Consider the following 25,210-nt stretch of genomic DNA (forward strand, 5'->3'; position numbering starts at 1 on the left):
CCGGACGGCGGCACCACCGGCCGCTCCGGGGTCGTCTCCGCCGTCACCGGAACGGAGCGTGTTGTGCACTGCGCGTTACCAGCCCTCGACCGACCGCGCAGCGGTTGCTGAACTTCTGGCATCTTCTGTGAAACCGGCCACGGGAACGAGGCTGAAATGCCTGCGGGATCGGTACGGCGTAGCCTGGGAGCCGTCCAGTCCGTGCTCCTAATCGGGCACGAGGGACACACCGCGTGCCACACAACCCGCGTGAAAGAGGCGATTACCGGCCGTGTCGACCCAGCAGACTTCGCAGGAGAACCCACTGGCGGGTTTCGGCCCGAATGAGTGGATCGTCGAGGAGATGTACCAGCGCTACCTCGCCGACCCAACGAGCGTCGATTCGGCCTGGCACGATTTCTTCGCCGACTACCGACCGGCGCCCGGAGCGGCCACACCACGCGCCGCCGAGTCGGCGGAGAAGCCGGCCGCCGCGCCGGAGCCGGACGGGCAGCCGGAGCCGGCCGCCGCGGTCAGCCAGCCGAGCGCCACCGCGCAGCCGACCGCCGCCAGCAAGCCGGCGGCCGCGCCGCCGGCACCGGCCAAGGCCGCTCCGGCGAAGGCCGCCCCGGAGAAGACCGCGCCGGCCAAGCCGGCCGCCAAGGCCGCCGCCCCCACCGCCGACGGCCCGCAGACCACGCCGTTGCGGGGCGTCGCGGCGAAGATCGTCCAGAACATGGACGCCTCACTCAGCGTGCCGACCGCGACCAGCGTGCGCGCCGTCCCGGCCAAGCTGCTCGTCGACAACCGCATCGTGATCAACAACCACCTCGCCCGGGGGCGCGGCGGCAAGGTCAGCTTCACCCACCTGGTCGGCTACGCGCTGGTCCGGGCCCTGGTCCAGCACCCCGAGATGAACAACTCCTTCGCCGAGGCCAACGGCAAGCCCGCGATGGTCCGCCCGGCGCACGTCAACCTCGGCATCGCCATCGACCTGGCCAAGCCGGACGGCAGCCGCAACCTGGTGGTCCCCTCCATCAAGGGCTGCGAGCAGATGGACTTCCGGCAGTTCTGGCAGGCGTACGAGGACGTGGTCCGGCGGGCGCGGCGCAACGAGCTGACAATGGACGACTACGCGGGCACCACGATCTCGCTGACCAACCCGGGCGGCATCGGCACCGTGCACTCGATGCCCCGCCTGATGCAGGGGCAGAGCGCGATCATCGGCGTCGGCGCGATGGAGTACCCGGCCCCCTACCAGGGCATGTCCGAGGCCACCCTGGCCGAGCTGGCGGTCAGCAAGATCATCACGCTGACCAGCACGTACGACCACCGGATCATCCAGGGCGCGCAGTCCGGCGAGTTCCTCAAGGTGATGCACGAGCTGATCCTCGGCGAGCACGGCTTCTACGACCAGATCTTCACCTCGCTGCGCATCCCGTACGAGCCGGTGCGCTGGATGCGCGACGTCGCCGTCAACTCCGAGGGCCAGATCAACAAGACCGCCCGGGTGCACGAGCTGATCCACGCGTACCGGGTGCGCGGTCACCTGATGGCCGACACCGACCCGCTGGAATTCAAGATCCGCAAGCACCCCGACCTGGACGTCCTCCAGCACGGGCTGACCCTGTGGGACCTGGACCGCGAGTTCCCGGTCAACGGCTTCGCCGGCCGGCAGCGGATGAAGCTGCGCTCGATCCTCGGCGTGCTGCGCGACTCGTACTGCCGCCGCGTCGGCATCGAGTACATGCACATCCAGGACCCGGAGGAGCGGCGCTGGGTGCAGGAACGGATCGAGCGCAAGTACGAGAAGCCGGCCGCCGACGAGCAGAAGCACGTGCTCAACCGGCTCAACGCGGCCGAGGCGTTCGAGACCTTCCTGCAGACCAAGTACGTGGGCCAGAAGCGCTTCTCGTTGGAGGGCGGCGAGTCGCTGATCCCGCTGCTCGGTGAGGTGCTGGAGTCCTCCGCCGAGGGCGGGCTGGACGAGGTCGTCATCGGCATGGCGCACCGGGGTCGGCTCAACGTGCTCGCCAACATCGTCGGCAAGCCGTACGAGAAGATCTTCTCGGAGTTCGAGGGTCACCTGGACCCGCGCTCGACGCAGGGCTCCGGCGACGTGAAGTACCACCTGGGCCAGAACGGCAAGTTCACCACCCCGGACGGCGCGCACTCGGTCAAGGTGTCGGTGGTGGCCAACCCGTCGCACCTGGAGGCCGTCGACCCGGTGCTGGAGGGCATCGTCCGGGCCAAGCAGGACCGGATCGACCTCAAGCTGGAGGGCTACACCGTGCTGCCGCTGGCGGTGCACGGTGACGCCGCGTTCGCCGGGCAGGGCGTGGTCGCCGAGACGCTCAACCTGTCGCAGCTGCGCGGTTACCGCACCGGCGGCACCGTGCACGTGGTGGTCAACAACCAGGTCGGCTTCACCACCGCCCCGGAATACAGCAGGTCCAGCCTCTACAGCACCGACGTGGCCCGGATGATCCAGGCGCCGATCTTCCACGTGAACGGCGACGACCCGGAGGCCGTGGTCCGGGTGGCCCGGCTGGCCTTCGAATACCGGCAGACGTTCAACAAGGACGTCGTGATCGACATGGTCTGCTACCGCCGGCGCGGGCACAACGAGGGCGACGACCCCTCGATGTCCAACCCACAGATGTACAAGATCATTGACTCGAAGCGCTCGGTGCGCAAGCTCTACACCGAGGAGCTGATCGGTCGCGGCGACATCACCGTGGAGGACGCGGAAGAGCTGCTGCGCGACTACCAGGCGCAGTTGGAGAAGGTCTTCAAGGCCACCCGGGACGCGGCCTCCGCGCCCCGGCAGCTCAACCGGCCGCGCCGCGAGGAGGAGCCGGAGCCGCAGGTCGACACCGCCACCGACGCGTCAGTGGTGAAGGCCATCGGCGAGGCGCACATCAACCTCCCGGAGGGCTTCACCCCGCACAAGCGGATCCAGCAACTGCTGGACCGGCGGGCCAAGATGTCCGTCGAGGGCAACATCGACTGGGGCTTCGGCGAGATCATCGCGCTCGGGGCGCTGCTGCACGACGGCGTCACCGTCCGGCTGGCCGGGCAGGATTCGCGTCGCGGCACGTTCGTCCAGCGGCACGCCTCGGTGGTCGACTCCCGCACCGGCGACGACTACCTGCCGCTGAAGTCGCTCACCGGCGACGGCGAGCGCTCCCGGTTCTTCGTGCACGACTCGCTGCTCAGCGAGTACGCGGCGATGGGCTTCGAGTACGGCTACTCGGTGGAGAACATCAACGCCCTGGTCGCCTGGGAGGCCCAGTTCGGCGACTTCGTCAACGGCGCCCAGTCGGTGATCGACGAGTTCATCTCGTCCGGCGAGGTGAAGTGGGGCCAGCGCTCCGCTGTCACCCTGCTGCTGCCGCACGGCCACGAGGGCCAGGGCCCGGACCACACCTCCGGTCGGCCGGAGCGGTTCCTGCAGATGTGCGCCGAGGACAACATGCGGGTGTCCATCCCGACCACCCCGGCGAACTACTTCCACCTGCTGCGCCGCCAGGCCCTGTCGCCCAAGCGCAAGCCGCTCGTGGTGTTCACGCCGAAGTCGCTGCTGCGGCACAAGCTCTGCGTCTCCTCGGTGGAGGACTTCACCACCGGCACCTTCCAGCCGGTGCTGCGGGACACCGCGGCCCCGGCCCCGGAGGCGGTGAAGCGGGTGCTGCTCTGCTCCGGCAAGGTCTACTACGACCTGTTCCAGGCCCGGCAGGAGCGCGGCGTCACCGACACCGCGATCCTCCGGATCGAGCAGCTGTACCCGCTGCCGGTGGAGGAGATCCGGGCCGCCCTCGCGCAGTTCCCGAACGCGGAGGACTTCGCCTGGGTGCAGGAGGAGCCGGCCAACCAGGGTGCCTGGTCGTTCGTCGCGCTCAACCTGCTGGAGCACCTCACGGACGTCCGGCTGCGGCGGATCTCCCGCCCGGCCGCGGCCGCCCCGGCGGTCGGCTCGGCCAAGACCCACGAGGTCGAGCAGCACGCGCTGATCGAGGCAGCTCTCCCCCGCCCGTGACCTGACGCGCCACGCGAGCCGGGGCAGGGCCGTTCACCACGGTCCTGCCCCGGCTCGCGTCGGTCCACGGACCCACCGATCCACCCGCCCGGCCCACGCCGGGCCGAGCATGAGGACGTACCCGATGTACTTCACCGACCGTGGCATCGAGGAACTTGTCGAACGCCGGGGCGACGAGCAGGTGACCCTGGAGTGGCTGGGGGAACGCCTGCGCGACTTCGTCGACCTCAACCCCGACTTCGAAACCCCCATCGAACGCCTCGCCACCTACCTGGCGCGCCTGGACGACCCCGACGACGAAGACGCCTGACCGCCCCGGTGATCAGGAGTTTTGCGTCACGATCGGGGCCGTACGTGACGCAGACCTCCTGAACACGGCGCTCGCAAGCGCGGGTGGGGTCGGAGGGCCCGGGTTTTGGGTTCCGCGATCTCCTAGGGTGGGGGTCGTGGCCCGAAGTGTGTATCTGACGAGCGTGAGTTCGGGCGGGGGCAAGTCGACTATCGCTCTCGGCTTGGCGGAGTTGCTGTCCCGCCAGGTGGGGCGGATCGGCGTGTTCCGGCCGCTGGTCGCCGACACCGGGCCGGACCCGATCCTCGCCCTGCTCAGCGAGCGGTACCGGGTCGAGCTGCCGCTCGCCGAGCTGGCCGGGGCGACCTACACCGAGGCCGCCGCGCTGGTCGCCGACGGTCGACGCGAGCAGCTGATCTCCACAGTCGTCGAGCGGTACCGGGCGGTGGAGCGGCAGTGCCCGGCCGTGGTCGTGGTGGGCAGCGACTTCGACGACCCCGGCGATCCGGCCCATCCCCGCGAGCTGGCCTTCAACGCCCGGCTGGCCACCGAGTTCGGCAGCGTGGTGGTGCCGGTGGTGGACGGCTACGGGCAGGAGCCGGCAGCCGTCGCGTCGGCGGTGCGCGGGGCGTACCACGATCTGGCCGACCTCGGCGCGACGGTGCTCGCGGTGATCGCCAACCGGGTGTCCGCGCCGATGACGCTGCCCGAACTGCCGGTCCCCGCGTACGCCATCCCGGAGGTGCCGAGCGTGTCGGCGCCGACGGTGGCCGAGGTGGCGGCGGCGCTCGGCGCCACCCTGCTGGCCGGCGACGACGCCGCGCTCAGCCGGGACGTGCTGGACTTCGTGGTCGGCGCGGCGCACGTGCCGACCCTGCTGGACCACCTCACCGAAGGCGCCCTCGTGATCACCCCCGGGGACCGGGCCGACCTGCTGGTCGCCGCGAGCGCCGCGCACGTGGCCGGTCAGGTGTCGGTGGCCGGGCTGGTGCTCACGCTCGGCGAGCAGCCGGACCCCCGGGTCATGCGGTTGGTGGAAGGGCTGAACACCGGGTTGGCGGTGCTGTCGGTGCGCAGCGACAGCTACGACACGGTGGCCGCGTCCAGCCGGATCGAGGGCCGGCCCAGCACTGCCAACCCGCGCAAGGTGGAGGCCGCGCTGGGCGTGTTCGAGCGCTGCGTGGACACCGACGACCTGGCCCGCCGGCTGCGGGTCAGCCGCTCGACCCGGGTCACCCCGCTGATGTTCGAGAACGAGCTGATCGACCGGGCCCGTTCGCAACGCCGGCACCTGGTGCTGCCGGAGGGCGCCGAGGAACGGATCCTGCGCGCGGCGGAGATCCTGCTGCGCCGTGGGGTGGCCGACCTGACGCTGCTGGGCCGGCCGGACGACATCGCCCGGCGGACCCGCGAACTGGGCATCGACCTCGGCGACGCGAACGTCGTCGACCCGGTCACCAGCGGGTGGCGGGACGACTTCGCCGGCGAGTACGCGCGGCTGCGCGCCCACCGGGGCGTGACCGCCGAGCTGGCGCACGACATCGTGGCCCAACCCAACTACTTCGGCACCCTGATGGTGTCGACCGGACGGGCCGACGGCATGGTCTCCGGCGCCACCCACACCACCGCCGCGACCATCCGACCGGCATTCGAGATCATCCGTACCGTGCCGGAGGTCTCGGTGGCGTCCAGCGTCTTCTTCATGCTGCTCGCCGACCGGGTGCTTGTCTACGGCGACTGCGCGGTCAACCGCGACCCGGACGCCGCGCAGCTCGCCGACATCGCGATCTCGTCGGCCGACACCGCCGCGCGGTTCGGCGTCGAACCCCGGGTGGCCATGCTGTCGTACTCCACCGGCAGCTCCGGCGCGGGCGCGGACGTGGAGAAGGTCGCCACGGCCACCGCCCTGGTCCGGGAGCGCCGGCCCGACCTGCTGGTCGAGGGGCCGATCCAGTACGACGCGGCGATCGACCCCGCGGTGGCGGCGACGAAGTTGCCGGGCAGCCCGGTCGCCGGCCGGGCCACGGTCTTCATCTTTCCGGACCTGAACACGGGCAACAACACGTACAAGGCGGTGCAGCGCTCCGCCGGGGCGGTCGCCGTCGGCCCGGTCATGCAGGGTCTGCGCCGGCCGGTGAACGACCTGTCCCGCGGCGCGACAGTGCCGGACATCGTCAACACGGTGGCGATCACCGCCATCCAGGCGGCCACCGAGGAGGCCTCATGAGTCGGGTGCTGGTGCTCAACTGCGGGTCGTCGTCGGTGAAGTGGCGCCACTACGACGGGGATCGGGTGCTCGACCACGGCACCGTCGAGCGCGTCGGTGAGCCCGGTGGTGGCCCGGCGGACCACGCCAGCGCGGTCCGGCAGATCCTGGACGGCCTCGACCTGGGTGGGCTGGCCGCGGTCGGGCACCGGGTGGTGCACGGTGGCCGGACGTTCAGCGCACCGGTGCTCGTCGACGACACGGTCCTGGCCGCGATCAAGGACCTGGTGCCGCTCGCCCCGCTGCACAACCCGGCCAACCTGGCCGGCATCGAGGTGGCCCGCGCGGCGCTGCCGGACGTCCCGCAGGTCGCCGTCTTCGACACCGCGTTCCACCACACCCTGCCGGAGGCCGCCGCGACGTACGCGATCGACAGGGACATCGCCGAGCGGTACGACATCCGCCGGTACGGCTTCCACGGCACCTCGCACGCGTACGTGTCCCGGCGCACCGCCGAGCTGCTGGGCCGCCCCTACGAGCAGCTCAACACGATCACCCTGCACCTGGGCAACGGGGCCAGCGCCTGCGCGGTGGCGAACGGTCGCAGCGTCGCCACCTCGATGGGCATGTCCCCGTTGCAGGGGCTGGTGATGGGCACCCGCAGCGGTGACCTCGACCCGACCGTGATCTTCCACCTGCGCCGGGAGGCCGGGCTGTCGGTCGACGAGATCGACGACCTGCTCAACCACCGCAGCGGGCTGCTCGGGTTGACCGGCGCCAACGACATGCGCGAGGTGCTCGACCGTCGGGCGGCCGGGGACCGGGCGGCGGCGCTGGCCTTCGACGTGTACTGCCACCGGATCACCGAGTACGTCGGGGCGTACTACGCGCTGCTCGGCCGCGTCGACGCGATCGCCTTCACCGCCGGGGTCGGCGAGCACGCCGCGCCCGTCCGGGCAGCCGCGCTGGCCGGCCTGGGCCGGCTCGGCATCGCCGTGGACGACGCCCGCAACGACGGCACGGGCGACCGGGTGATCTCGCCCGACGGTGCCGAGGTGAGCGTCTGTGTCATCCGCACCGACGAGGAACGGGAGATCGCCCGGCAGACCCGGGACGTGGTCGGGGCGGCCTGACGCCACCGAGACGCGCACCCCCGGGAGCCCCGAGGGTGCGCGCGGGCCGGTAGATACCGATCAGCCGGTCGCCAACCAGGCGACGAGTGCCACAACCACCACGACGACCGCTGCCGCACCGATGATGAGCGGCAGGCGGGACGGGGCCTCCGTCGGCGCCGCGGCCTCCGGCGTCTGGTTGAAGGCGCGGAACGCCTCCGTGTTGCCGCTGGGGTCCGTGTAGTTCTCAGGCATGCCGGTGACCCTAGCGAAGCTGGTGACGAGACACCGTCCCCGGCCCACCGCGTCCGGAGGGGTGGACCCGGCCGGCGGAGGCGACCCGACCGGCTGGCGGGTGTATCCGGGCCGGGCGGCGGGGTCGCCACACCCGCCCGGTCGGCTGACCCTGCCAGTACGGTGACCTGGTGGACGGGTTCACGCGCCGGCAGTTGGCGACCATCGCCGAGGTGGTCGCGGTGACCAGGTCGGCCGGCATACCGACGTGGCTGCGCGGCGGCTGGGCGATGGACTTCCAGGTCGGCGCGGTGACGCGCCCGCACGTCGACGTCGACTGGTACTGCTGGCGGGAGGACGCGGACCGGCTGGCCACGCTCCTGCTGGCCCTGGGCTGGCGTCTCGACCCACGGATGCCGGTGGAGGTGCAGCTCGAGCTGTTCGCCGGCGACGTGGAGGTCAGCATCGCCTACCTCGGGCGGAATGCTGCCGGCGGGCCGACGGTGGGCGCCGGCCCGTGGGACGGCACCCCGCTGCCGGCCGGGATGCTCGACGCCCCGCCCGGCCGGATCGGCCCACTCAGCGTGCCGACCATCTCGGTGGCGGCCCAGATCGCGTTCAAGCAGATGTACCCGGTCTGGATGCCGGAACGTCCCCGCCGACCGAAGGACGCGGACGACCTGACCCGGCTGCTGGCCCTTCCTGGTCGAGGATGTCCTCGTACACCCCGACCTTGAAGGTGATCAGGTCGAGGCACTGGGTGAGCCGGCCGAGCTGGTCCCGGACGCGCCCGTGGTGCTCGCGGAGGAGCGCGAGTCGTTCCTCCTCGTTGCCCGCGCCTTCGCGAACGAGTTCGGTGTAGCGGCGCAGCGCGGGCAGCGGCATGCCGGAGGCGCGGAGGATGACGCAGACCCCCAACCAGTCCACGTCGTCCTGGCTGTAGACGCGACGTCCGGTGGACGCACGGCGTACGGCGCTGACGAAAATTCCTTGCTGTTCGTAGAAGCGGAGCGTGTGCACGCTCAAGCCGGTGCGTTCAGCGACCTGTCCGATGCTCAGCGCCGCGGTGACCTCAGCCATGCCGAGCAGGGTAACGGGGTTGACCTAGAGCCGACTCAAGCTCCTACGGTGCCGGTTGATCACACTGAATCAGCTAGGAGAGCATCGGCATGCGCTATCGCACCCTCGGCGGCACCGGTATCGAGGTGAGCACCCACTGCCTCGGGACCATGATGTTCGGTGCCGTCGGCAATCCCGACCACGACGACTGTGCCCGCATCATCCACACCGCCCTGGACCAGGGCATCAACATCATCGACACCGCCGACATGTACGGCCAGGGTGAGTCCGAACAGATCGTGGGCAAGGCGCTGCGCGGGCGCCGCAACGACGTCGTGCTCGCCACCAAGGTGCACTTCCCGATGGGCGAGGGGCCCAACCGGGGTGGCAACTCGCGACGGTGGATCCTCCAGGCGGTCGAGGGGAGCCTACGGCGGTTGGGCACCGACTGGATCGACCTCTACCAGGTGCACCGTCCCGACCCCTCGACCGACATCGAGGAGACGCTCTCGGTGCTCACCGACCTGGTCCGCGCCGGCAAGATCCGCGCCTTCGGCTGCTCGACGTTCCCCGCCGAGGAGATCGTCGAGGCGCACCAGGTAGCCGAGCGCCGCGGCCTCGGACGCCTGCGCACCGAGCAGCCGCCGTACTCGATCCTGGCCCGCGGCGTCGAAGCCTCCACCCTGCCGGTCTGCCGGCGCTACGGCATGGGGGTGTTGGTCTGGAGCCCGCTCGCCTTCGGGTTTCTCAGCGGAAAGTACCGCCGGGACCAGCCCGTCGACCTGTCGACCGGGCGGGCCGCCCTGCGGCCAGCGCAGTTCGATCCCACGATCGCCGAGAACGCGGCCAAGCTCGACGCCGTCGAACAGCTCGTCGACCTCGCGAACAGCATCGGCTGCACGCTGCCCCAGCTCGCCACCGCCTTCACCGTGGCCCACCCGGCCGTCACCTCGGCGATCATCGGACCGCGCACCAGCTCGCAGCTGGGGGACCTGCTGAAGGGGGCCGCGCTCACCCTGGACGACGCGACCCTCGACCGGATCGACGAGATAGTGCCGCCCGGCACCAACCGGTACAACCCGAACGCCGCCTTCCCACCGCGTTCACTTACCGACCCGGCGCTGCGGCGACGCCCCCTGGCCGACCGGGCCGCGGCCTGACCGAGCCGGACGCCCGGACGCCCGGACGCAGCGGACGGTGATCGGGCGGGCGCAGCACGTCGAAGCCCGCCGGGCGGTTCCGGCGGGCAGGGCACAATCGGGTTCATGCCGCGTCGCGCCACCCCCACAATGCTGATCACCGCCCTGCTGCTGGCCGTTCTGGCCGGCTGCTCCACGGACGCCCCGGCTCGGCGCGCGCCGGCCGCGCCGGAGCCCACCGCCGCGGCGACGCCGCAGGTCCCCGCCGGGCACGCGCCGGTGAATCCCTACCCCGTCGGGGTACGCGACCTGAAGCTGAACCGCGACGGCCGGGCGCTGCCGGTGAAGATCTGGTACCCGGCCGCCGGGGAGATCGGCGGCCCGGTCAGGTGGGGGGCGGCTGCGGCGAAGGGCCGGCGGTTCCCGGTGGTGATGTTCAGCCACGGGCTGGGCGGTCGGCCGGACGACTACGCCACGCTGCTGAGCCGCTGGGCGAGGGCAGGGTTCGTGGTGGCCGCGCCGACATTCCCGCACACCGCCAAGGGCACTGACATCGACGTCCTCGACGTGCTCAACCAGCCGGCCGACGTGTCCTACGCGTTGGACCAGGTGCTCGCGCTGGACGCCAAGGCCGACGACCAGTTGCAGGGCCAGCTGGATACCGAGCGGGTCGCCGCGGCCGGGCACTCGGCCGGCGGGGTGACCACGATCGGGCTGTTCACCGCCAACCGGGACGAGCGGCTGGACGCGGGGGTGGTGTTCGCGGGCACCGCGCTCGGGGTGGGCACCGCGTTCGCCGGCGCGGCCGCGCCGCAACTGTTCGTGCACGGTGAGCTGGACAAGGTCGTCGAGTACGCGGCAGGCAAGGCCGCGTACGACAAGGTGCCCTGGCCCAAAGCGATGCTGAGCCTGCCGAAGGGCGACCACGGGCAGACGATGCTCAAGGACAAGGCCGCACTGCGGGTGGTCTCGGACACGTCGATCGAATTCCTCCGCTGGTCGCTCTACGGCGACGCGGCGGCCAAGCAGCGCATTTCCACCGGCGCGACCCGCGGCGACATCGCCACCTTCGACGACCACCTCTGAGGCTCCGCCCCACCCCGCTCCCGCCACGCCTCCCCGCGTCCTGCCCCGCCCCGTCCCGCCATGCCGCGCATCGCTGCCTCGCGCCCCGCCCCCGTCCCGCCACGCCACCCCGCGCCGCGCCCGGTCTTGCCGCGCCCCGCCACCCCGCCGCCCGCCCCGCCTCGCCTCGCCTCGCCTCGCCTCGCCCACAAGATCGCGCAGTAACCGGGAAATAGTGGCCTCAGCGTCGCCTGAGGCCACTATTTCCACGATGTTGTGTGACCTTGGGGCGGACAGCGCGGGACGAGCGGGCAGCGGGGTGCGGGGCAGCGCGGGACGGGCCGCGGGGTGGGTCAGGCGGTGTGGTCGATGACGACCTTGCCGAAGGCGTCCCCGGAGTGCAGGCGGGCGAAGGCGTCCTCGACCCGGCTGAACGGCACCACGCTGTCCACCACCGGGCGCACCTCGTTGTCGGAGCAGAACGCCAACAGCTCGTACAGCTCACCCGGAGTGCCCATCGAGGTGCCCAGGATCTCCAGCTGCATCGCGAAGACCCGACGCAGGTTGACCGACGGCTCGTGCCCGGCGGTCGCGCCGGAGACCACGATCCGGGCCATCGGCGCCGCCGACTTCAGCGAGTGGTCGAAGGTGGCCGCGCCGACCGTCTCGATCACCACGTCGACGCGCTCCGGCAGCCGGGCACCGGGTTCCACCGCGGTGGCGCCGAGAGCCGAGATCCGGTCCCGCTTGACGGCGTCGCGGCTGGTCGCGTACACCCGCTTGCCCATCGCGACGGCGAGCGCGACGGCCGCGGTGGCGACGCCCCCGCCCGCGCCCTGGACCAGCACGCTGTCGGCGTCCGCGACGCGGCCCTTGGTGGTCAGCATCCGCCACGCGGTCAGCCAGGCGGTGGGCAGGCACGCCGCGTCGGTCGCCGCCATGCCGTCGGGCAGCGGGATCAGGTTCGATCGGGGTACGGCGACCCGCTCGGCGAGGGTCCCGGCGAAGTGCTCGGAGAGGATGGAAACCCCGCGCGGGTCACCCGGAGTGACCACCACCGGGTACACGACCACCGGGCGGCCCGCCGGGTCCAGCCCCACCGCGTCGCAGCCGAGGATCATCGGAAGCTGGCCCTCGGTGAGCCCGACCCCGCGCAGCGACCAGAGGTCGTGATGGTTGAGCGAGGTGGCCCGCAACTCCACGGTCACCCAGTCGTCGGCCGGAGGGGTCGGCTCGGGCCGCTCGCCGACGGTGAGCGCGGCGAGCGGGTCGGCGTCGTCGAAACGGGAGGCAAAGGCAGCACGCATGATCGGCACGGTAACAAGCTGAGCGCCCGTTAAGAAGGCGCGCCCCGCAGGCAACGCCGAAGCGCCCCGGCCCGGACCTGCGCAAAGGCGGCGGCGCAGCCCTCGGCCGAAGCCCGCGCCTACCGGCGGGCGACGCCGTCGCGGCGGGCGGCTTCGGCGACCGCCTCGGCGACGGCCGGCGCGACGCGCGGGTCGAGCGGCGAGGGGACGATCGCGTCGACGCTCAGGGACTCGGCCACCACGCCCGCGATGGCGTCCGCGGCGGCGACCTTCATCGCCTCGGTGATCCGGGTCGCGCCGGCATCCAGCGCGCCGCGGAACACCCCGGGGAAGGCCAGCACGTTGTTGATCTGGTTGGGGTAGTCACTGCGCCCGGTGGCGACCACCGCGACGTGCCGGGCGGCGACCTCGGGGTGCACCTCCGGGGTCGGGTTGGCCAGCGCGAACACGATCCCGCCGGGAGCCATCCCCGCCACCGCGGCCTCGGGGATCTGCCCGCCGGAGACCCCGATCAGCACGTCGGCGTCGCGCAGCGCCTCGGTGATGTCGCCGTGCCGGCCGTCCGCGTTGGTGGTCGCCGCCAACTCGGCCTTGGTGCCGGTCAGCTCGGTGCGGTGCCGGCCGATGATGCCCTTGGAGTCGCAGACCACCACCTGGTCGGGGTTGACGCCCCCGGCGATCAGCATCTTCGTCACGGCCACCCCGGCCGCACCCGCGCCGCTCACCGCGACCCGCAGGTCGCCGAGCTTGCGGTCGAGCAGGGTGGCGGCGTTGCGCAGCGCGGCCAGCACCACGATCGCGGTGCCGTGCTGGTCGTCGTGGAAGACCGGGATGTCCAGCGCCTCGTCGAGCCGGCGCTCGATCTCGAAGCAGCGCGGGGCGCTGATGTCCTCCAGGTTGATCCCACCGAACGAGGGGGCCAGCGCCCGGACCACGGCGACGATCTCGTCCGCATCCTGGGTGTCCAGGCACACCGGCACGGCGTCCACGCCACCGAACTGCTTGAACAACACCGCCTTGCCCTCCATCACCGGCAGCGCGGCACGCGGGCCGATGTTGCCGAGCCCGAGCACCGCCGAGCCGTCGGTGACCACCGCGACGGTGTGCGACACCCAGGTGTAGTCGTCCACCAGGGCGGGGTCGGCGGCGATCGCCTCGCACACCCGGGCCACCCCCGGGGTGTACGCCAGGGAGAGGTCCTCCCGGCTGGTCAGCGGCACTGTCGAGGTGACGGCCATCTTGCCGCCTCGGTGCAACAGGAAGACGGGATCAGCGGGGTCCACGGTGGACGACATGATGGTGACTCCAGGATCTGTCGAGCAGATGTGAGGCGGCCGGGCCTGGCCGCGAGGTGGGCGGCGAGCGGTGGCACGCGGTGCGGGGGGTCACCCGGACACTTCGAGCATAGTGTCGACACCCCCGCCCGGATGTGAGCGGGGTCATAACCGGTGACGACGTACCCGACCGAGGCGCGGCCAGTAGCGGGCCACCACCCGGCCCCGTACGTCGGCGACCCCGTACGCCCGGGAGTCGTCGGTGACGAACTCGTTGTCGCCGCGCAGCCACCAGCCGCCGTCCTGTTTCCGGACCGCCCGCTTCACCACCAGCAGGTCGGGACGAGTCCGGAAGACCGCGACCACCACGTCCCCGGGTCGGATCCGGCGGGCACCGGGACGGACCAGCACCGAGTCGCCGTGCCGCAACGTCGGCGCCATGGACGGGCCGACCACCAGTACGGCGGTCAACGGTCCGCGCAGTCGGGCCGCCTCAGGCGGGTGATCGGTGCCCACTGGTTTCACCTCCGTCCGTTCGGAAAGCATCCCCAGGAGTAATGTCGCCTTTGATCATCGCAAACTTCCCATGGAGGATCCTGATGCGATTTCCGCGCATCCTCGCGCCCCGCGTCACCGCGAGCGCACACTGCGACCTGCCGTGCGGCGTCTACGATCCGGCTCAGGCCCGGATCGAGGCCGAATCGGTCAAAATGATCTGCGAGAAGTACCAGGCGAACACCGACCCGGAGTTCCGTACCCGCTCCATCATCATCAAGGAGCAGCGCGCCGAGCTGGTCAAGCACCACCTCTGGGTGCTCTGGACCGACTACTTCAAGCCGCCGCACTTCGAGAAGTACCCGAACCTGCACAGCCTGTTCAACGAGGCCACCAAGCTCGCCGGCGCCGGTGGCGTCAAGGGCAGCCTCGACCCGGCCACCGCCGACAAGCTGCTCTCGAAGATCGACGAGATCTCGAAGATCTTCTGGGAGACCAAGAAGGCGTGACCGCACCGGTCATCCCGACGATCCGGCCGGCACGTCCCGAGGACGTGCCGGCCGTCGTCGCCATGGTCCACGAGCTGGCGGAGTACGAACGCGCCCCCGACCAGTGCCACCTCACCGTCGAGCAGCTCACCTCGGCCCTGTTCGCGACTACTCCAGGTCGAGGCGCGGCGTCAGACGCGCCGAACTGGAGTAGTCGTACGACCGCGCCGGCGCTCTTCGGTCACGTGGCGGTCGACGCGCACGATGAGCCGTTCGGCTTCGCGCTGTGGTTCCTCAACTTCTCCACCTGGGCCGGCGTGCACGGCATCTACCTGGAGGACCTCTACGTCCGGCCGGCCGCCCGGGGCTCCGGGGCGGGTCGGCTGCTGCTCGCCACCCTGGCCGACATCTGCGTACGACGCGGCTACCGGCGACTGGAGTGGTGGATGATCGACTGGAATCCGGCCGCCGGGTTCTACGCCTCGATCGGCGCGGAGCAGATGAGCGAGTGGGTCCCCTATCGGCTCAGTGGCGACGCGCTGAGCGCGCTGGCCGCCCAGGCCGCCACCGCTGGCACGCGTACGGACGACCGACCGGGTAGAGTCCCCGACCGGGGGGATGAGGCGTGACTCAACTGACTGGCCAGCCAGCGATCGACGACGACGTGGTGCACCTCACGGTGCCCGCCGACGGCGGTTACCTCGGCGTGCTCCGCACCGCCACCGCCGGTCTCGCGGCCCGGTTGCAGTTCGCGTTGGACGAGATCGAGGATCTGCGGATCGCTGTCGACGAGGCGTGCGCCATGCTGCTCGCCATCGCCACCCGCGATGCCGAGTTGGAGTGCCGCTTCGCGGTCACCGAGGACGCGTTGACAGTCGAGGTGACGGTGCCGACCGTGCGCGGCGCCACGCTGCCGGCCGAGTCGTCCTTCGCCTGGAAGGTGCTCACCGCGTTGACGACGTCGGCCTCGGCCACGGCCGTCGACGGTCGGGCCACTATCGCGCTGCTCACCCGTCGCTCCGGCGGCTACTGACCGGTCCGCCGCTCCGGCGGCTACCGGCCCGGCTCGCCGGGTCGGTCACTCGAAGTCGGTCACTGGAAGCCGAGTGCCCGGGTCGTCGGGGGGCTGACCAGCAGCCAGCCCACGCCCAGGCCGAGCGCCATCAGCGGCACGCCCAGCCAGCCCAGCCCGCCCTGGATCATGAACCACCCGATCGGCAGCAGCATCAGCTGAAGCACGATCGCGGGGGCCCGGGCGCCCGCCCTCCGGCGGGACAGCGCCCGGCCCAGGGCCCAGAGCACGGCCGCGGCCCCGATGGCGAACACTGTCACCAGCAACGCCGACGCCAGGTCGGTGGTGCTGGCCGTGAGGTCGGCCCAGACCAGCCATGCGGCGATCAGCCCGACGACGGCCGCCTCCGCCCACAGCAGCCGGACCGCCCAGCGGAGCGTGACGGGAAACGGGGCCGAGTCGATGGTCACGCGCGCCACGATACCCGGGCTACCGAGAGGTACAGTGCCGCCCATGCACGCCGTCCTGGTGGTCAATCCAAAGGCCACCACCACCAGCGAACGCAGCCGGGACGTGCTTGTCCGGGCGCTGCGCAGCGAAGTCGACCTCAGCGTGCGCTACACCCGGCGGCGCGGGCACGCGATGGCGCTGGCTCGGGAGGCAGCGGCGGAGGGCGTCGACCTGGTCGTCACCCTGGGTGGCGACGGCACCGTCAACGAGGTGGTGAACGGCCTGATGACGGCCGACCCACCGACCCGCGCCGACGGCACGCCGTTGGCCGAGCGGCTGCCCGCGCTGGCGACAGTGCCGGGCGGCTCGACGAACGTGTTCGCCCGTGCGTTGGGTCTGCCCCGCGAGTGGCCGGAGGCGACCAGCATGATCCTCGAAGGGTTGCGGCTGGGCCGGAGCCGGACGGTCGGGCTGGGCCGCGCGGACGACCGCTACTTCACCTTCTGCGCGGGGTTCGGCCTGGACGCCGCGGTCATCCACCGGGTGGAGCAGGCCCGGCGCAAGGGTCGGGTGTCCACGCCGACGCTCTATCTGCGCTCGATCATGAACCAGTACTTCTTCGCCTCGGACCGGCGGCACCCGGCGATCGTCCTGGAGCGTCCGGGCGAGCCGGCCGAGGCCGAGCTGGCCACCGTCATCATCCAGAACACTGCGCCGTGGACGTACCTGGGCGACCGGGAGGTGAACCCGAACCCGTCGGCGTCGTTCGACCTCGGGCTTGATGTGCTGGCGTTGCGTCAGCTCCGGGTGGCTAGCACAACACGGACAGTGACGCAGTTCCTGTCCCGGCAGCCCGATCCGCGAGGTCGGCAAGTGTTACGACTCCATGACACAGCGGAGTTCACCCTGGTCTCCAGCCGTCCGCAGGCGTTCCAGCTCGATGGCGACTATCTCGGCGAGCGGGAGAAAGTCAGATTCACCTCCGTTCCCGCCGCACTGAGAGTAATCTGCTAGGTCTCGGGTACTGCCCTTGGTCGACACGGTGGCCGCAACCGCATCGACAGGTCACCGCCACACCGAGGGGCAGGTGCCGGAAATGTCAGCAATGTCACGCGGACTGTACTATATTGATCCTCGACTGTGGCACGGCGGGTAATCGGGAAAGCCCCGAAAACCGGACAAACAGGCTGTGGGCTTGCTCACCGCCCGGAGTTTTTCCGAGCGTCACCCTTGACATCACGACCGTTCGTGAAAGTATTCACAAGCGAACTTGAGTTACCGGGACATTGCCTGGATATGCTCGTCAGGTTGAGCTGTTCCAGCAGGTCCCCGGCGCTAACCGCCTGCTCACGCACTGCCGAATGGACAGACGCTAACCGTCACCATCGGCACTGCGGATGCATATAGGAAAAGCACGACCAAGCAATTGTTGCCACCCATCCAGAATGAGGAGTGTTGCCGCCATGGACTGGCGTCACCATGCTGTCTGCCGCGACGAGGACCCGGAGCTGTTCTTCCCGATCGGGACGTCCGGGCCGGCTCTCCTGCAGGTCGAGCAGGCCAAGGCCGTCTGCAGGCGCTGCTCCGTGACCGACCAGTGCCTGCAGTGGGCACTCGAGTCGGGTCAGGACGCCGGCGTCTGGGGCGGGATGAGCGAAGAGGAACGGCGCGCTGTCAAGCGGCGCGGCGGCCTCCGCGTGCTGCGCGCTCACTCCGCCTGATCCCAACGACACCGCTGTACGCCCCGGTGGGTCCGCCCACCGGGGCGTTCCGCTGTCCGCCACAGGTTCAGCCGCCCGGCGTCACGACGCGGCCGGACGACCCGTCATCGACCCGGCGCAGCACCACCTCGACCAGCTCCGGCGCATCGGTCAACGGGGCGGACACCGCCACCGCGCCGGCCGCCCGAGCCGCCTCGGTCACCGCGTCGTGGAACAGGCCCGGCGCCAGGAAGTACGCGGACACCGCGACCCGCCGTGCGCCGGCCGCCCGCAGCCGGGACACCGCCACACCGGCCGCCGGTGGAGCCGCCGACGCGTACGCCACCCGACAGGGCACCCCGAACTCCGCGCCGAGCGCCTCCGCGGCCTGACCGACCGAGCGGCGTGCCCGCGCGTCCCGGGTGCCCGCCGCGGCCAACACCAGCGCGTCGACGCGGCCCGGCCGCACCTCGGCGAGCCGTCGACGCAGCCCGGCCAGCAGCCCCGGCTCGACAGTGCCGTCCGCCGGGCCGAGCACGTCGGTCACCCGCACCGCCAGTGGTGACCCGGCCCGCACCGCCGCGCTGACCGCCGCCGGAATGTCCACCCGATTGTGGTACGCGGCGGTCAGCAGCAGCGGCACCAGCACCGCCCGACGGTGACCGGCCGTCGCCAGAGCGCGCAGCACCTCGGTCGGCCCCGGCTCCGTGTGGTCCAGCCAACTCGCCCAGACCGGCGTGCCGGGCCGGGCCGCCGACACGGCCCGGGCGAGCGCCCGGGTGGCATCGGCGGCTCGTGGATCCCGGCTGCCGTGTGCGACGAGCACCACCGGATCCGCCCCGCCGGCCGCACCCGGGCCGGTCGGGGTCGTCGCCGGCGAGGTCAGACGTGCAGCCCGCACTCGGTCTTCTCGAACATGGCCCACCGGCCGGCCCGCGCGTCCTCGCCGGCCTTGGTCCGCCGGGTGCACGGCCAGCAGCCGATCGACCCGTAACCCTGCTTGAACAGCTCGTTCACCGGCACGTTGAAGCGGGCGATGTAGGCGTCCACATCCGCCTGCGTCCAGGCCGCGATCGGGTTCACCTTGACCTTGCCGCGCCGCGCGTCGAACGTCACCACCGGCGTGTTGGCCCGGGTCGGCGACTCGTCCCGGCGCAGGCCCGCGGCCCAGGCGTCGTACCCGGACAGCGCCCGCTCCAACGGCTCCACCTTGCGCAACTGGCAGCAGTCGTCCGGTGACTTGTTGAACAGTCGCGGGCCGTACTGGCCGTCCTGCTGCCCCACGGTGAGCCGGGGCCGGATCGACCGGACGTTCACCGGCAGCGTCCGGGCCACCTCGTCGCGGACCCGCAGTGTCTCCGGGAAGTGCAGACCGGTGTCGAGGAAGACCACGTCCACCCCGGGCGCCACCCGGGACACCAGGTGCGCCAGCACGGCGTCGGCCATCGAGCTGGTGACGCAGAACCGGTCACCGAAGGTCTGTGCCGCCCAGCGGGCGATCTCCAGCGCCGGGGCGCCCTCCAGATCCCGAGCCGCCTGCTCGGCCAGCGCCCGCAGCTCGTCCGGGTTGCGCCCCGCCGGGTCGGCGGAGGTCGGAGCGCCCGGCCCGACCAGGCGCAGGCTCGCGGCGGAGACGAGGCTCATCGGGTCACCGCCCGGGAGAGCAGCCCGGTGAACTTCACCGAGAAGACCCGTGCGCAGGCGTGGCACTCCCAGGCGCCGTGCCCTGCCTCGTGCGGCCGCAGGTCCTCCTCGCCGCAGTAGGGGCAGTACAGAGGTGCCGCTCGGTTCTCGCTGCTCATCGCAGTTCCTCCTCGTCGACTCTGATCACCCAGTTGGCGAACGTCTCGCCCTCGCTCCGGCCGGCCAGGTAGCGGCGGGCCAGTCGTTCCACGTACTCCGGAAGCTCGTCGGCGGTGGTCTTCAGGCCGCGCAGTTTGCGGCCGAAGCCGGCGGTCTGCCCCTGGGCCATGCCCAGCCCGCCGCCCAGATGCACCTGGAAGCCCTCCACCTGCCGGCCGTCGGGACCGACCACCAGCTGCCCCTTGAGCCCGATGTCGGCCACCTGCGTGCGGGCGCAGGCGTTGGGGCAGCCGTTGATGTGGATCGAGATGTCCGCGTCGAAGTCACGCAGCCGCTGCTCCAGCCGGGCCACCAACTCCTCGCCGCGGGCCTTCGTCTCGACGATGGCGAGCTTGCAGTACTCGATGCCGGTGCAGGCCATCGTGCCGCGCCGCCAGGCCGACGGCCGGGCCTCCAGGCCGATCTCACGCAGCGCGTCGACCAGCGACTCCGTCCGCTCCGACGGCACGTCGAGCACCAGCAGCTTCTGGTACGGGGTGAGCCGCACCCGGTCGCTGCCGTGCGCCTCGACCACGTCGGCCAGTTGGGCGAGCTGCCCACCGGAGACCCGCCCGACCACCGGGGCGGCCCCCACGTAGTGCCGCCCGTCGGCCTGCTCGTGCACGCCCACGTGGTCGACCGGCTTCGCCGGCAGGACCGGCGCCGGCCCGTCGAGCAACGTACGGCCGAGGTACTCCTTCTCCAGGACCTCGCGGAAGCGCTCCACGCCCCAGTCGGCCACCAGGAACTTCAGCCGGGCCCGGTTACGCAGTCGGCGGTAGCCGTAGTCACGGAAGATGCCGACCACCCCGGCCCACACGTCCGGAATCTCGGCAAGCGGCACCCAGACGCCGAGCCGCTGGGCCAGCATCGGGTTGGTGGAGAGACCGCCGCCGACCCAGACGTCGAAGCCGGGGCCGTGCTCGGGGTGCTCGACACCAAGCAGGGCGATGTCGTTCGACTCGTACGGGGTGTCGACCAGCCAGGAGATGGACGTCTTGAACTTGCGGGGCAGGTTGGAGAACTGCTTGTCGCCGACGTACCGGGCGACGATCTCGTCGATCGCCGGGGTCGGGTCGAGCAGCTCGTCGCGGGCCACTCCGGCGACCGGGCTGCCCAGCACGATCCGGGGGCAGTCGCCGCACGCCTCGGTGGTCTGCAGACCGACCGACTCCAGCCGCCGCCAGATCTCCGGCATGTCCTCGACCCGGATCCAGTGGTACTGGATGTTCTGCCGGTCGGTGATGTCGGCGGTGTCCCTGGCGAACTCCCGGGAGATGTCCGCGACCACCCGCAACTGGGCCAGGCTGAGCTGGCCGCCGTCGATGCGGACCCGGAGCATGAAGAACTCGTCTTCCAGCTCGTGCGGCTCCAGCACGGCGGTGCGCCCGCCGTCGATGCCGGCCTTGCGCTGGGTGTAGAGGCCCCACCAGCGGAACCGGCCGCGCAGATCCTGCGGGTCGATGGAGGCGAACCCGCGGTGCGCGTAGATGTTCTCGATGCGGGCCCGGACGTTGAGCGGGTCGTCGTCCTTCTTGATCCGCTCGTTGGGATTGAGGGGCTCGCGGTGACCGAGCGCCCACTGACCCTCACCCCGGGGCCGGCGTGGCGCCCGGGCCGGGCGGGCCGTCGGGTCCTCGGAACGGGCCGGGATGCTGCTGACCGCCATCGCGGCGTCCTCCGTTGTCTGCTGTGCCTCGGGCTACGCGGGGCGCGGCGGCCGGCCCGCGAAGCGGGCGGGACAACGGTGTCTTCAGACAGCCGGCGCGGAGCGCGCCCGAGACAGATTGGTCGGGCGTCGTCAGTAGGCCGGACAGATCGCGCTGCGCACGCGGCCGTAATCGACGTGGCGACGAGCCACGAAGCGGCGGACGACTGCGGCGGTCATGGGCCCATGCTGCCACACCCCATGGGGGCCGGCCAATGTCCGCGTGCTGGATCCCACATCACGGGCCGGGTTCAGCCGACCAGTTGGTCACCGAGGACAGTTCGGGCATAACGCACCACCCGCCCCTGTCGTACGCCGGCGATCAGGCCGTTGTCCCGCAGCGTGGTGAGGTGGTGCGACGCGGTCGCCGCCGCGAGGCCCAAGATCGCGGCCAGCTCGCCGGTGCTCAACGGTGTGTCGAGCAGTGCCAACGCCGCCGCCCGCGTACTGTCGAGCAGCGCGCCCAGCGCGGCGCTGGGCGGCGGCGACGTCCACAGCCCGCCCAACCCGACGGGCGGATAGCAGAGGGCCGGCCCGGCGTCGCCCTCCATGATCGCGTGCACCGTCGGCCCGGCGAACGAGGTGGGCAGCAGCGTCCACGGGTACCCCTCCAGGCCGGCCGGCCTGGTCGTGCCGACGGCGACCCGTAGCGCCGCGCCGTCCCATCCGATCAACGGGTGCAGCTCGCGGAGCAGGGTGCGCCCGCCCTGCTCGGCGGCGAGCAGCGTCCGCCGCCGGATGTCGGCCAGCGCGAGCGCCCGCAGCCGTGGCCAGTCCGGCGCGATCAACAGGGTGAAGTAGCGACGGAGCTGCGCGACCAGCTCGTCCGGGGCCAGCCGGGGCGCGCCGGCCCGGTCCAGTTGCCGCCGCACCCGGGACGGGTCGGTGCCGGCGACCGCCCGCAGCTCGGCCGCCAGATTCGGGGCCACCCCGATCGGGGTGAGGAAGTCCGGCACATACCCGTTCGACGACCTGAGCACCGCCAGCAGCGGCTCCAGGCCGGCACCGGGAAGCAGCCGCTCGGCACGCTCCCGCCAGGGCCTGTGCATCCAGTACTTCGCGGGCTTGCGCAGCGCCCAGGAACTGGCCACCAGCTCGGCCAGCGGCGAGTGCACGAACCGGACCCGACTCAGATCGTCCGGCGTGAACTGAACCTCGATCACCGACAGATTCGACCACGTTCGAACGGTTCGGCGACAGCGCGCGACCGCCTGAGGATCCCGCTATGGAATACAGGCAACTGGGCCGGTCGGGCCTGCGCGTCAGCGCGGTCGCGTACGGCAACTGGGTCACCCACGGCAACCAGCTCGACGACGACACGGCGGGCGCCTGCGTGGCCGCCGCCCTGGACGCGGGCATCACCACCTTCGACACCGCGGACCGGTACGCCCAGGGGCGGGCCGAGCTGGCGCTGGGCAGGGCGCTGAGCGGCGTCCGGCGCAGCTCGATCGAGCTGTGCACGAAGGTGTTCCTGCCGGTCGGGCCGGGCGCCAACGACTCCGGACTGTCCCGCAAGCACATCATCGAGAGCTGCCACGCCTCGCTGGGTCGGCTGGGCACCGACTACGTCGACCTCTACCAGGCACACCGGTACGACGACAGCGTGCCGCTGGAGGAGACGATGCTCGCCTTCGCGGACCTGGTCCGGCAGGGCAAGGTGCTCTACGTCGGCGCCTCCGAGTGGACCGCCCCGCAACTGCGTGCGGGCCGGCGGCTCGCCGCCGACCTGCACGTCCCGTTCATCGCCAACCAGCCGCAGTACTCGATGCTGTGGCGGGTGGCGGAGGCCGAGGTGGTGCCCACCAGCGCGGAACTCGGGCTGGGTCAGCTCGCCTGGGCGCCGCTCGCGATGGGCGTGCTGACCGGCAAGTACGAGCCCGGCCGACGCCCGCCCGCCGACTCCCGGGCCACCGACGCCTTCGGCGGGTCGTTCATCGCCCGCTACTCCTCGGATCTGCTGCTCTCCCGGGTCCGTCAGCTCCGGTCGGTCGCCGAGGCCGCCGGCTGCACGATGGCCCAGTTGGCGGTGGCGTGGGTGTTGCGCCGGCCGACAGTGGCCAGCGCGATCGTCGGCGCGTCACGACCCGGGCAGCTCGCCGAGACCGCCGGCGCGGCCGAGGTCCGGCTGGACGACGAGCTGATGGAGCGGATCGATGCCGTGCTCGGCGAGCTCGTCGAGCGTGATCCGGCGAAGACGGCCCGGCCGAACGACGTGATGCCCGCCTGGCGTCCGCCGCCTGCGGCCGGCTGACACCACGGACGGCAGGACCGTGGCAGGCTCGGACCGTGGGCAGATTGTCCGAGTCGACCGGCGCGGCGTGGGTGCACCTGCGCCGCGTACCGGTCTGGCTCGCCCCGGCGCTGCTGACCCTGGCGGTGACAGTGACCGGGCTGGGTTCCGCCCAGCTCTGGCGCGACGAGCTGGCGACCTGGAGCGCGGCCAGCCGGTCGCCCGAGGACCTGGCCCGGTTGGCCGGCACCATCGACGCCGCCACCGGGCCGTACTACCTGCTGATGCACTGCTGGACCGCGATCGTCGGCGACTCCACCGTCGCCCTGCGCGTACCGGCCGTGCTGGCAATGGCCGTGGCGGCCGGGTTGCTCGCCGTGCTCGGCTCACGGCTCGTCGACCGGCGCACGGGGCTGTTCGCCGGGCTGCTGTTCGCGGTCCTCCCCGGCACGTCCCGCTACGGGCAGGAGGCCCGCCCGTACGCGTTGGCCACCATGCTCGCGGTGCTCGCCACCCTGCTGCTGGTTGCCGCACTGCGCCGGCCGAGCTGGGCCCGCTGGGCCGGATACGCCGTCGCCGTGGCCGCGCTCGGGCTCATCCACCTGATCGCCCTCACCCTGCTCGCGGCGCACGGTCTGGTCGTGCTGCTCGTCTGGTGGGCCGGCCCGGCCGTGGTCGGCGTCGCCAACCGGGACCGTCGCACCGGGGAGCGGGACCGGCGGGTGTGGCGGTGGGTGCTCGCCGTGGTGCCGGTCGCGCTGCTTGTCGCTCCCCTGCTGCTCAAGGCCCGGGCCCAGCGGTCCCGGCAGCTGAACTGGGTCAGCCTGGTGCGGTGGGACGACCTGACCGCGCTGCCGGGTGGCGTGACACAGAGCAGCGTGGTGGGCGGCCTGCTGGTCGGGGTCGCCGCGCTGGGCGCGGCCCGGCTCGGGCGTCGTGCCCTGCTGCCGGTGGGCGCGGTGCTGCTGCCCATGCTGCTGCTCTTCGCCGCCGGCGAGGTCGTACCGCTGTGGGTGCCCCGGTACCTGGTCTTCGTGGTGCCCTTCGCCTGCCTGCTGGCGGGCGCGGCGTTGGCCGCGGTGGCCGTGCCGGCCGCGCTCGCCGTGGTGGTCCTGGCCGGATTGCTCGGCCTTCCCGACCAGGCGGCGCTGCGGCGCACCCACGAATGGCCGCGCAGCGCGCCGGTGGACTACGCGGGCGCGGCGCGGGTGATCGCCGACGGTCAGCGGCCGGGCGACGCGGTGGTCTACTCGCCCCGGCAGAGCTGGCTCTTCCTCGACCTCGGCATCGAGTACCACCTCGACGACCCACCACGGGACGTGCTGGTCACCGAGGACGAGGCCCGCCGGGGCGACCTGTGGGCCGCCGAGTGCCCCCAGCCCGCGCAGTGCCTGGCCGGTACGACACGGGTGTGGCTGGTGATCGCCGGCCGGCAGGTCGAGCCGTTGGCCGCCGTGACCGGCGCCAAGGGCGAAGCCCTGCGCGCCGACTTCGCCGTCGCCCAGGTCTGGCCGCGCCCCGGCCTGACCGTTGCCCTGCTGACCAGCCGCCCCGGCCACTGACCCGACCACCCACAGCGCGG

The 25,210-nt window shown here is 71.9% G+C and carries 25 protein-coding genes; 14 read left to right on the forward strand and 11 right to left on the reverse strand.

Annotated features, from left to right (window positions below):
* The first annotated feature begins 271 nt into the window (after nucleotides 1-271).
* The 4 genes from ACQPWW_RS29325 (at nucleotide 272) to ACQPWW_RS29340 (ending at nucleotide 7,646) form a co-directional block, all read left to right on the forward strand.
* The gene (locus ACQPWW_RS29325; protein ID WP_433126984.1) at nucleotides 272-4,018 is read left to right on the forward strand and encodes a multifunctional oxoglutarate decarboxylase/oxoglutarate dehydrogenase thiamine pyrophosphate-binding subunit/dihydrolipoyllysine-residue succinyltransferase subunit; all 3,747 of its coding nucleotides are present in this window, start codon (nucleotides 272-274) and stop codon (nucleotides 4,016-4,018) included.
* A gap of 124 nt (nucleotides 4,019-4,142) precedes the next feature.
* Complete coding sequence (locus ACQPWW_RS29330; protein ID WP_007464679.1) at nucleotides 4,143-4,328, forward strand: DUF6104 family protein; 186 nt, start codon at nucleotides 4,143-4,145, stop codon at nucleotides 4,326-4,328.
* Nucleotides 4,329-4,455: 127 nt separating this feature from the next.
* A complete protein-coding gene (pta, locus tag ACQPWW_RS29335; protein WP_433126985.1) occupies nucleotides 4,456-6,534 on the forward strand; it encodes a phosphate acetyltransferase in 2,079 nt (692 codons plus the stop codon).
* The gene (locus ACQPWW_RS29340; protein ID WP_433126986.1) at nucleotides 6,531-7,646 is read left to right on the forward strand and encodes an acetate/propionate family kinase; all 1,116 of its coding nucleotides are present in this window, start codon (nucleotides 6,531-6,533) and stop codon (nucleotides 7,644-7,646) included. Before pta ends, ACQPWW_RS29340 begins: the two co-directional genes overlap by 4 nt.
* Nucleotides 7,647-7,706: 60 nt before the next feature.
* Here ACQPWW_RS29340 and ACQPWW_RS29345 read toward each other — a convergent pair whose 3' ends face one another.
* Nucleotides 7,707-7,880 (reverse strand): hypothetical protein, encoded by a 174-nt coding sequence (locus tag ACQPWW_RS29345; RefSeq protein WP_433126988.1) that lies wholly within the window; start codon nucleotides 7,878-7,880, stop codon nucleotides 7,707-7,709.
* A 170-nt stretch (nucleotides 7,881-8,050) separates the two neighbouring features.
* On the opposite strand from ACQPWW_RS29345, the gene ACQPWW_RS29350 reads away from it, so the two are divergent.
* The gene (locus ACQPWW_RS29350) at nucleotides 8,051-8,596 is read left to right on the forward strand and encodes a nucleotidyltransferase domain-containing protein (protein WP_433126989.1); all 546 of its coding nucleotides are present in this window, start codon (nucleotides 8,051-8,053) and stop codon (nucleotides 8,594-8,596) included.
* Here the strand turns inward: ACQPWW_RS29350 and ACQPWW_RS29355 are convergent.
* Nucleotides 8,478-8,939 (reverse strand): MerR family transcriptional regulator, encoded by a 462-nt coding sequence (locus ACQPWW_RS29355; protein ID WP_357403303.1) that lies wholly within the window; start codon nucleotides 8,937-8,939, stop codon nucleotides 8,478-8,480. The genes ACQPWW_RS29350 and ACQPWW_RS29355 overlap by 119 nt on opposite strands.
* Before the next feature lie 89 nt (nucleotides 8,940-9,028).
* Between ACQPWW_RS29355 and ACQPWW_RS29360 the strand changes: the two genes are divergently transcribed.
* Complete coding sequence (locus ACQPWW_RS29360) at nucleotides 9,029-10,078, forward strand: aldo/keto reductase (RefSeq protein WP_433126990.1); 1,050 nt, start codon at nucleotides 9,029-9,031, stop codon at nucleotides 10,076-10,078.
* A 105-nt stretch (nucleotides 10,079-10,183) separates the two neighbouring features.
* Entirely contained in the window at nucleotides 10,184-11,143 is a 960-nt protein-coding gene (locus ACQPWW_RS29365; protein ID WP_433126992.1) for an alpha/beta hydrolase family protein, read from the forward strand.
* Between the two features lie 332 nt (nucleotides 11,144-11,475).
* Here the strand turns inward: ACQPWW_RS29365 and ACQPWW_RS29370 are convergent, their stop codons facing one another.
* The 3 genes from ACQPWW_RS29370 to ACQPWW_RS29380 all read right to left on the reverse strand — a co-directional run bounded on the left by ACQPWW_RS29370 (nucleotide 11,476) and on the right by ACQPWW_RS29380 (nucleotide 14,249).
* A complete protein-coding gene (locus ACQPWW_RS29370; RefSeq protein ID WP_433126993.1) occupies nucleotides 11,476-12,438 on the reverse strand; it encodes a zinc-binding dehydrogenase in 963 nt (320 codons plus the stop codon).
* A 110-nt stretch (nucleotides 12,439-12,548) separates the two neighbouring features.
* A complete protein-coding gene (locus ACQPWW_RS29375; protein WP_433134653.1) occupies nucleotides 12,549-13,727 on the reverse strand; it encodes an NAD(P)-dependent malic enzyme in 1,179 nt (392 codons plus the stop codon).
* Between the two features lie 141 nt (nucleotides 13,728-13,868).
* Nucleotides 13,869-14,249: a S24 family peptidase gene (locus tag ACQPWW_RS29380; RefSeq protein WP_433126994.1), complete on the reverse strand. Its 381-nt coding sequence runs from the start codon at nucleotides 14,247-14,249 to the stop codon at nucleotides 13,869-13,871.
* A 53-nt stretch (nucleotides 14,250-14,302) separates the two neighbouring features.
* On the opposite strand from ACQPWW_RS29380, the gene sodN reads away from it, so the two are divergent.
* From sodN to ACQPWW_RS29395, 3 genes are read left to right on the forward strand one after another with little or no spacing between them, the layout of a single operon-like run.
* Nucleotides 14,303-14,707, forward strand: coding sequence for a superoxide dismutase, Ni (gene sodN, locus ACQPWW_RS29385; protein ID WP_433126995.1), 405 nt, complete (start codon nucleotides 14,303-14,305; stop codon nucleotides 14,705-14,707).
* Nucleotides 14,704-15,315 carry an N-acetyltransferase family protein gene (locus ACQPWW_RS29390; RefSeq protein WP_433126997.1) on the forward strand — a complete coding sequence of 204 codons (612 nt, stop codon included), beginning with the start codon at nucleotides 14,704-14,706 and terminating at the stop codon, nucleotides 15,313-15,315. The genes sodN and ACQPWW_RS29390 overlap by 4 nt, the downstream gene beginning before the upstream one ends.
* Entirely contained in the window at nucleotides 15,312-15,719 is a 408-nt protein-coding gene (locus ACQPWW_RS29395) for an ATP-binding protein (RefSeq protein WP_357806177.1), read from the forward strand. The genes ACQPWW_RS29390 and ACQPWW_RS29395 overlap by 4 nt, the downstream gene beginning before the upstream one ends.
* A 59-nt stretch (nucleotides 15,720-15,778) precedes the next feature.
* Here the strand turns inward: ACQPWW_RS29395 and ACQPWW_RS29400 are convergent, their stop codons facing one another.
* Nucleotides 15,779-16,213 carry a hypothetical protein gene (locus ACQPWW_RS29400; RefSeq protein ID WP_433126999.1) on the reverse strand — a complete coding sequence of 145 codons (435 nt, stop codon included), beginning with the start codon at nucleotides 16,211-16,213 and terminating at the stop codon, nucleotides 15,779-15,781.
* Here ACQPWW_RS29400 and ACQPWW_RS29405 point away from each other — a divergent pair.
* Together ACQPWW_RS29405 and ACQPWW_RS29410 are read left to right on the forward strand one after the other, a co-directional pair.
* Entirely contained in the window at nucleotides 16,212-17,162 is a 951-nt protein-coding gene (locus ACQPWW_RS29405) for a diacylglycerol/lipid kinase family protein (RefSeq protein WP_433127001.1), read from the forward strand. The genes ACQPWW_RS29400 and ACQPWW_RS29405 overlap by 2 nt on opposite strands.
* Nucleotides 17,163-17,611: 449 nt before the next feature.
* On the forward strand, nucleotides 17,612-17,869 hold the full coding sequence (locus tag ACQPWW_RS29410) for a WhiB family transcriptional regulator (RefSeq protein ID WP_007072794.1): 258 nt from the start codon (nucleotides 17,612-17,614) through the stop codon (nucleotides 17,867-17,869).
* Nucleotides 17,870-17,936: 67 nt separating this feature from the next.
* On the opposite strand, the gene ACQPWW_RS29415 is transcribed toward ACQPWW_RS29410, so the two are convergent.
* The 5 genes from ACQPWW_RS29415 to ACQPWW_RS29435 form a co-directional block, all read right to left on the reverse strand.
* Nucleotides 17,937-18,749, reverse strand: coding sequence for a sirohydrochlorin chelatase (locus tag ACQPWW_RS29415; RefSeq protein WP_433127002.1), 813 nt, complete (start codon nucleotides 18,747-18,749; stop codon nucleotides 17,937-17,939).
* The gene (locus tag ACQPWW_RS29420) at nucleotides 18,731-19,492 is read right to left on the reverse strand and encodes a phosphoadenylyl-sulfate reductase (protein ID WP_433127003.1); all 762 of its coding nucleotides are present in this window, start codon (nucleotides 19,490-19,492) and stop codon (nucleotides 18,731-18,733) included. Before ACQPWW_RS29420 ends, ACQPWW_RS29415 begins: the two co-directional genes overlap by 19 nt.
* A complete protein-coding gene (locus ACQPWW_RS29425; protein WP_167517323.1) occupies nucleotides 19,489-19,650 on the reverse strand; it encodes a hypothetical protein in 162 nt (53 codons plus the stop codon). Before ACQPWW_RS29425 ends, ACQPWW_RS29420 begins: the two co-directional genes overlap by 4 nt.
* On the reverse strand, nucleotides 19,647-21,359 hold the full coding sequence (locus ACQPWW_RS29430) for a nitrite/sulfite reductase (protein WP_433127005.1): 1,713 nt from the start codon (nucleotides 21,357-21,359) through the stop codon (nucleotides 19,647-19,649). Before ACQPWW_RS29430 ends, ACQPWW_RS29425 begins: the two co-directional genes overlap by 4 nt.
* Before the next feature lie 290 nt (nucleotides 21,360-21,649).
* On the reverse strand, nucleotides 21,650-22,561 hold the full coding sequence (locus ACQPWW_RS29435) for a helix-turn-helix domain-containing protein (RefSeq protein WP_433127006.1): 912 nt from the start codon (nucleotides 22,559-22,561) through the stop codon (nucleotides 21,650-21,652).
* Nucleotides 22,562-22,623: 62 nt separating this feature from the next.
* Here ACQPWW_RS29435 and ACQPWW_RS29440 point away from each other — a divergent pair, with 62 nt between their 5' ends.
* A complete protein-coding gene (locus tag ACQPWW_RS29440; RefSeq protein WP_433127008.1) occupies nucleotides 22,624-23,649 on the forward strand; it encodes an aldo/keto reductase family protein in 1,026 nt (341 codons plus the stop codon).
* 35 nt (nucleotides 23,650-23,684) lie between these two features.
* A complete protein-coding gene (locus tag ACQPWW_RS29445) occupies nucleotides 23,685-25,190 on the forward strand; it encodes a glycosyltransferase family 39 protein (RefSeq protein WP_433127011.1) in 1,506 nt (501 codons plus the stop codon).
* Nucleotides 25,191-25,210 lie beyond the last annotated feature (20 nt).

This window comes from Micromonospora sp. CA-240977 (genome assembly GCF_050942285.1).
Lineage (GTDB): Bacteria > Actinomycetota > Actinomycetes > Mycobacteriales > Micromonosporaceae > Micromonospora.

What these genes read in the sequence shown, in the direction of transcription:
- ACQPWW_RS29365 (WP_433126992.1), top strand. Translation starts at nt 10,184, where the DNA reads ATGCCGCGTCGCGCCACCCCCACAATGCTGATCACCGCCCTGCTGCTG.
- ACQPWW_RS29425 (WP_167517323.1), bottom strand. Translation starts at nt 19,650, where the DNA reads ATGAGCAGCGAGAACCGAGCGGCACCTCTGTACTGCCCCTACTGCGGC.
- ACQPWW_RS29410 (WP_007072794.1), top strand. Translation starts at nt 17,612, where the DNA reads ATGGACTGGCGTCACCATGCTGTCTGCCGCGACGAGGACCCGGAGCTG.
- ACQPWW_RS29380 (WP_433126994.1), bottom strand. Translation starts at nt 14,249, where the DNA reads ATGCTTTCCGAACGGACGGAGGTGAAACCAGTGGGCACCGATCACCCG.
- ACQPWW_RS29340 (WP_433126986.1), top strand. Translation starts at nt 6,531, where the DNA reads ATGAGTCGGGTGCTGGTGCTCAACTGCGGGTCGTCGTCGGTGAAGTGG.
- ACQPWW_RS29440 (WP_433127008.1), top strand. Translation starts at nt 22,624, where the DNA reads ATGGAATACAGGCAACTGGGCCGGTCGGGCCTGCGCGTCAGCGCGGTC.
- ACQPWW_RS29400 (WP_433126999.1), bottom strand. Translation starts at nt 16,213, where the DNA reads ATGGGCGGCACTGTACCTCTCGGTAGCCCGGGTATCGTGGCGCGCGTG.
- ACQPWW_RS29345 (WP_433126988.1), bottom strand. Translation starts at nt 7,880, where the DNA reads ATGCCTGAGAACTACACGGACCCCAGCGGCAACACGGAGGCGTTCCGC.
- ACQPWW_RS29420 (WP_433127003.1), bottom strand. Translation starts at nt 19,492, where the DNA reads ATGAGCCTCGTCTCCGCCGCGAGCCTGCGCCTGGTCGGGCCGGGCGCT.
- ACQPWW_RS29330 (WP_007464679.1), top strand. Translation starts at nt 4,143, where the DNA reads ATGTACTTCACCGACCGTGGCATCGAGGAACTTGTCGAACGCCGGGGC.
- ACQPWW_RS29360 (WP_433126990.1), top strand. Translation starts at nt 9,029, where the DNA reads ATGCGCTATCGCACCCTCGGCGGCACCGGTATCGAGGTGAGCACCCAC.
- ACQPWW_RS29355 (WP_357403303.1), bottom strand. Translation starts at nt 8,939, where the DNA reads ATGGCTGAGGTCACCGCGGCGCTGAGCATCGGACAGGTCGCTGAACGC.
- ACQPWW_RS29430 (WP_433127005.1), bottom strand. Translation starts at nt 21,359, where the DNA reads ATGGCGGTCAGCAGCATCCCGGCCCGTTCCGAGGACCCGACGGCCCGC.
- sodN (WP_433126995.1), top strand. Translation starts at nt 14,303, where the DNA reads ATGCGATTTCCGCGCATCCTCGCGCCCCGCGTCACCGCGAGCGCACAC.
- ACQPWW_RS29405 (WP_433127001.1), top strand. Translation starts at nt 16,212, where the DNA reads ATGCACGCCGTCCTGGTGGTCAATCCAAAGGCCACCACCACCAGCGAA.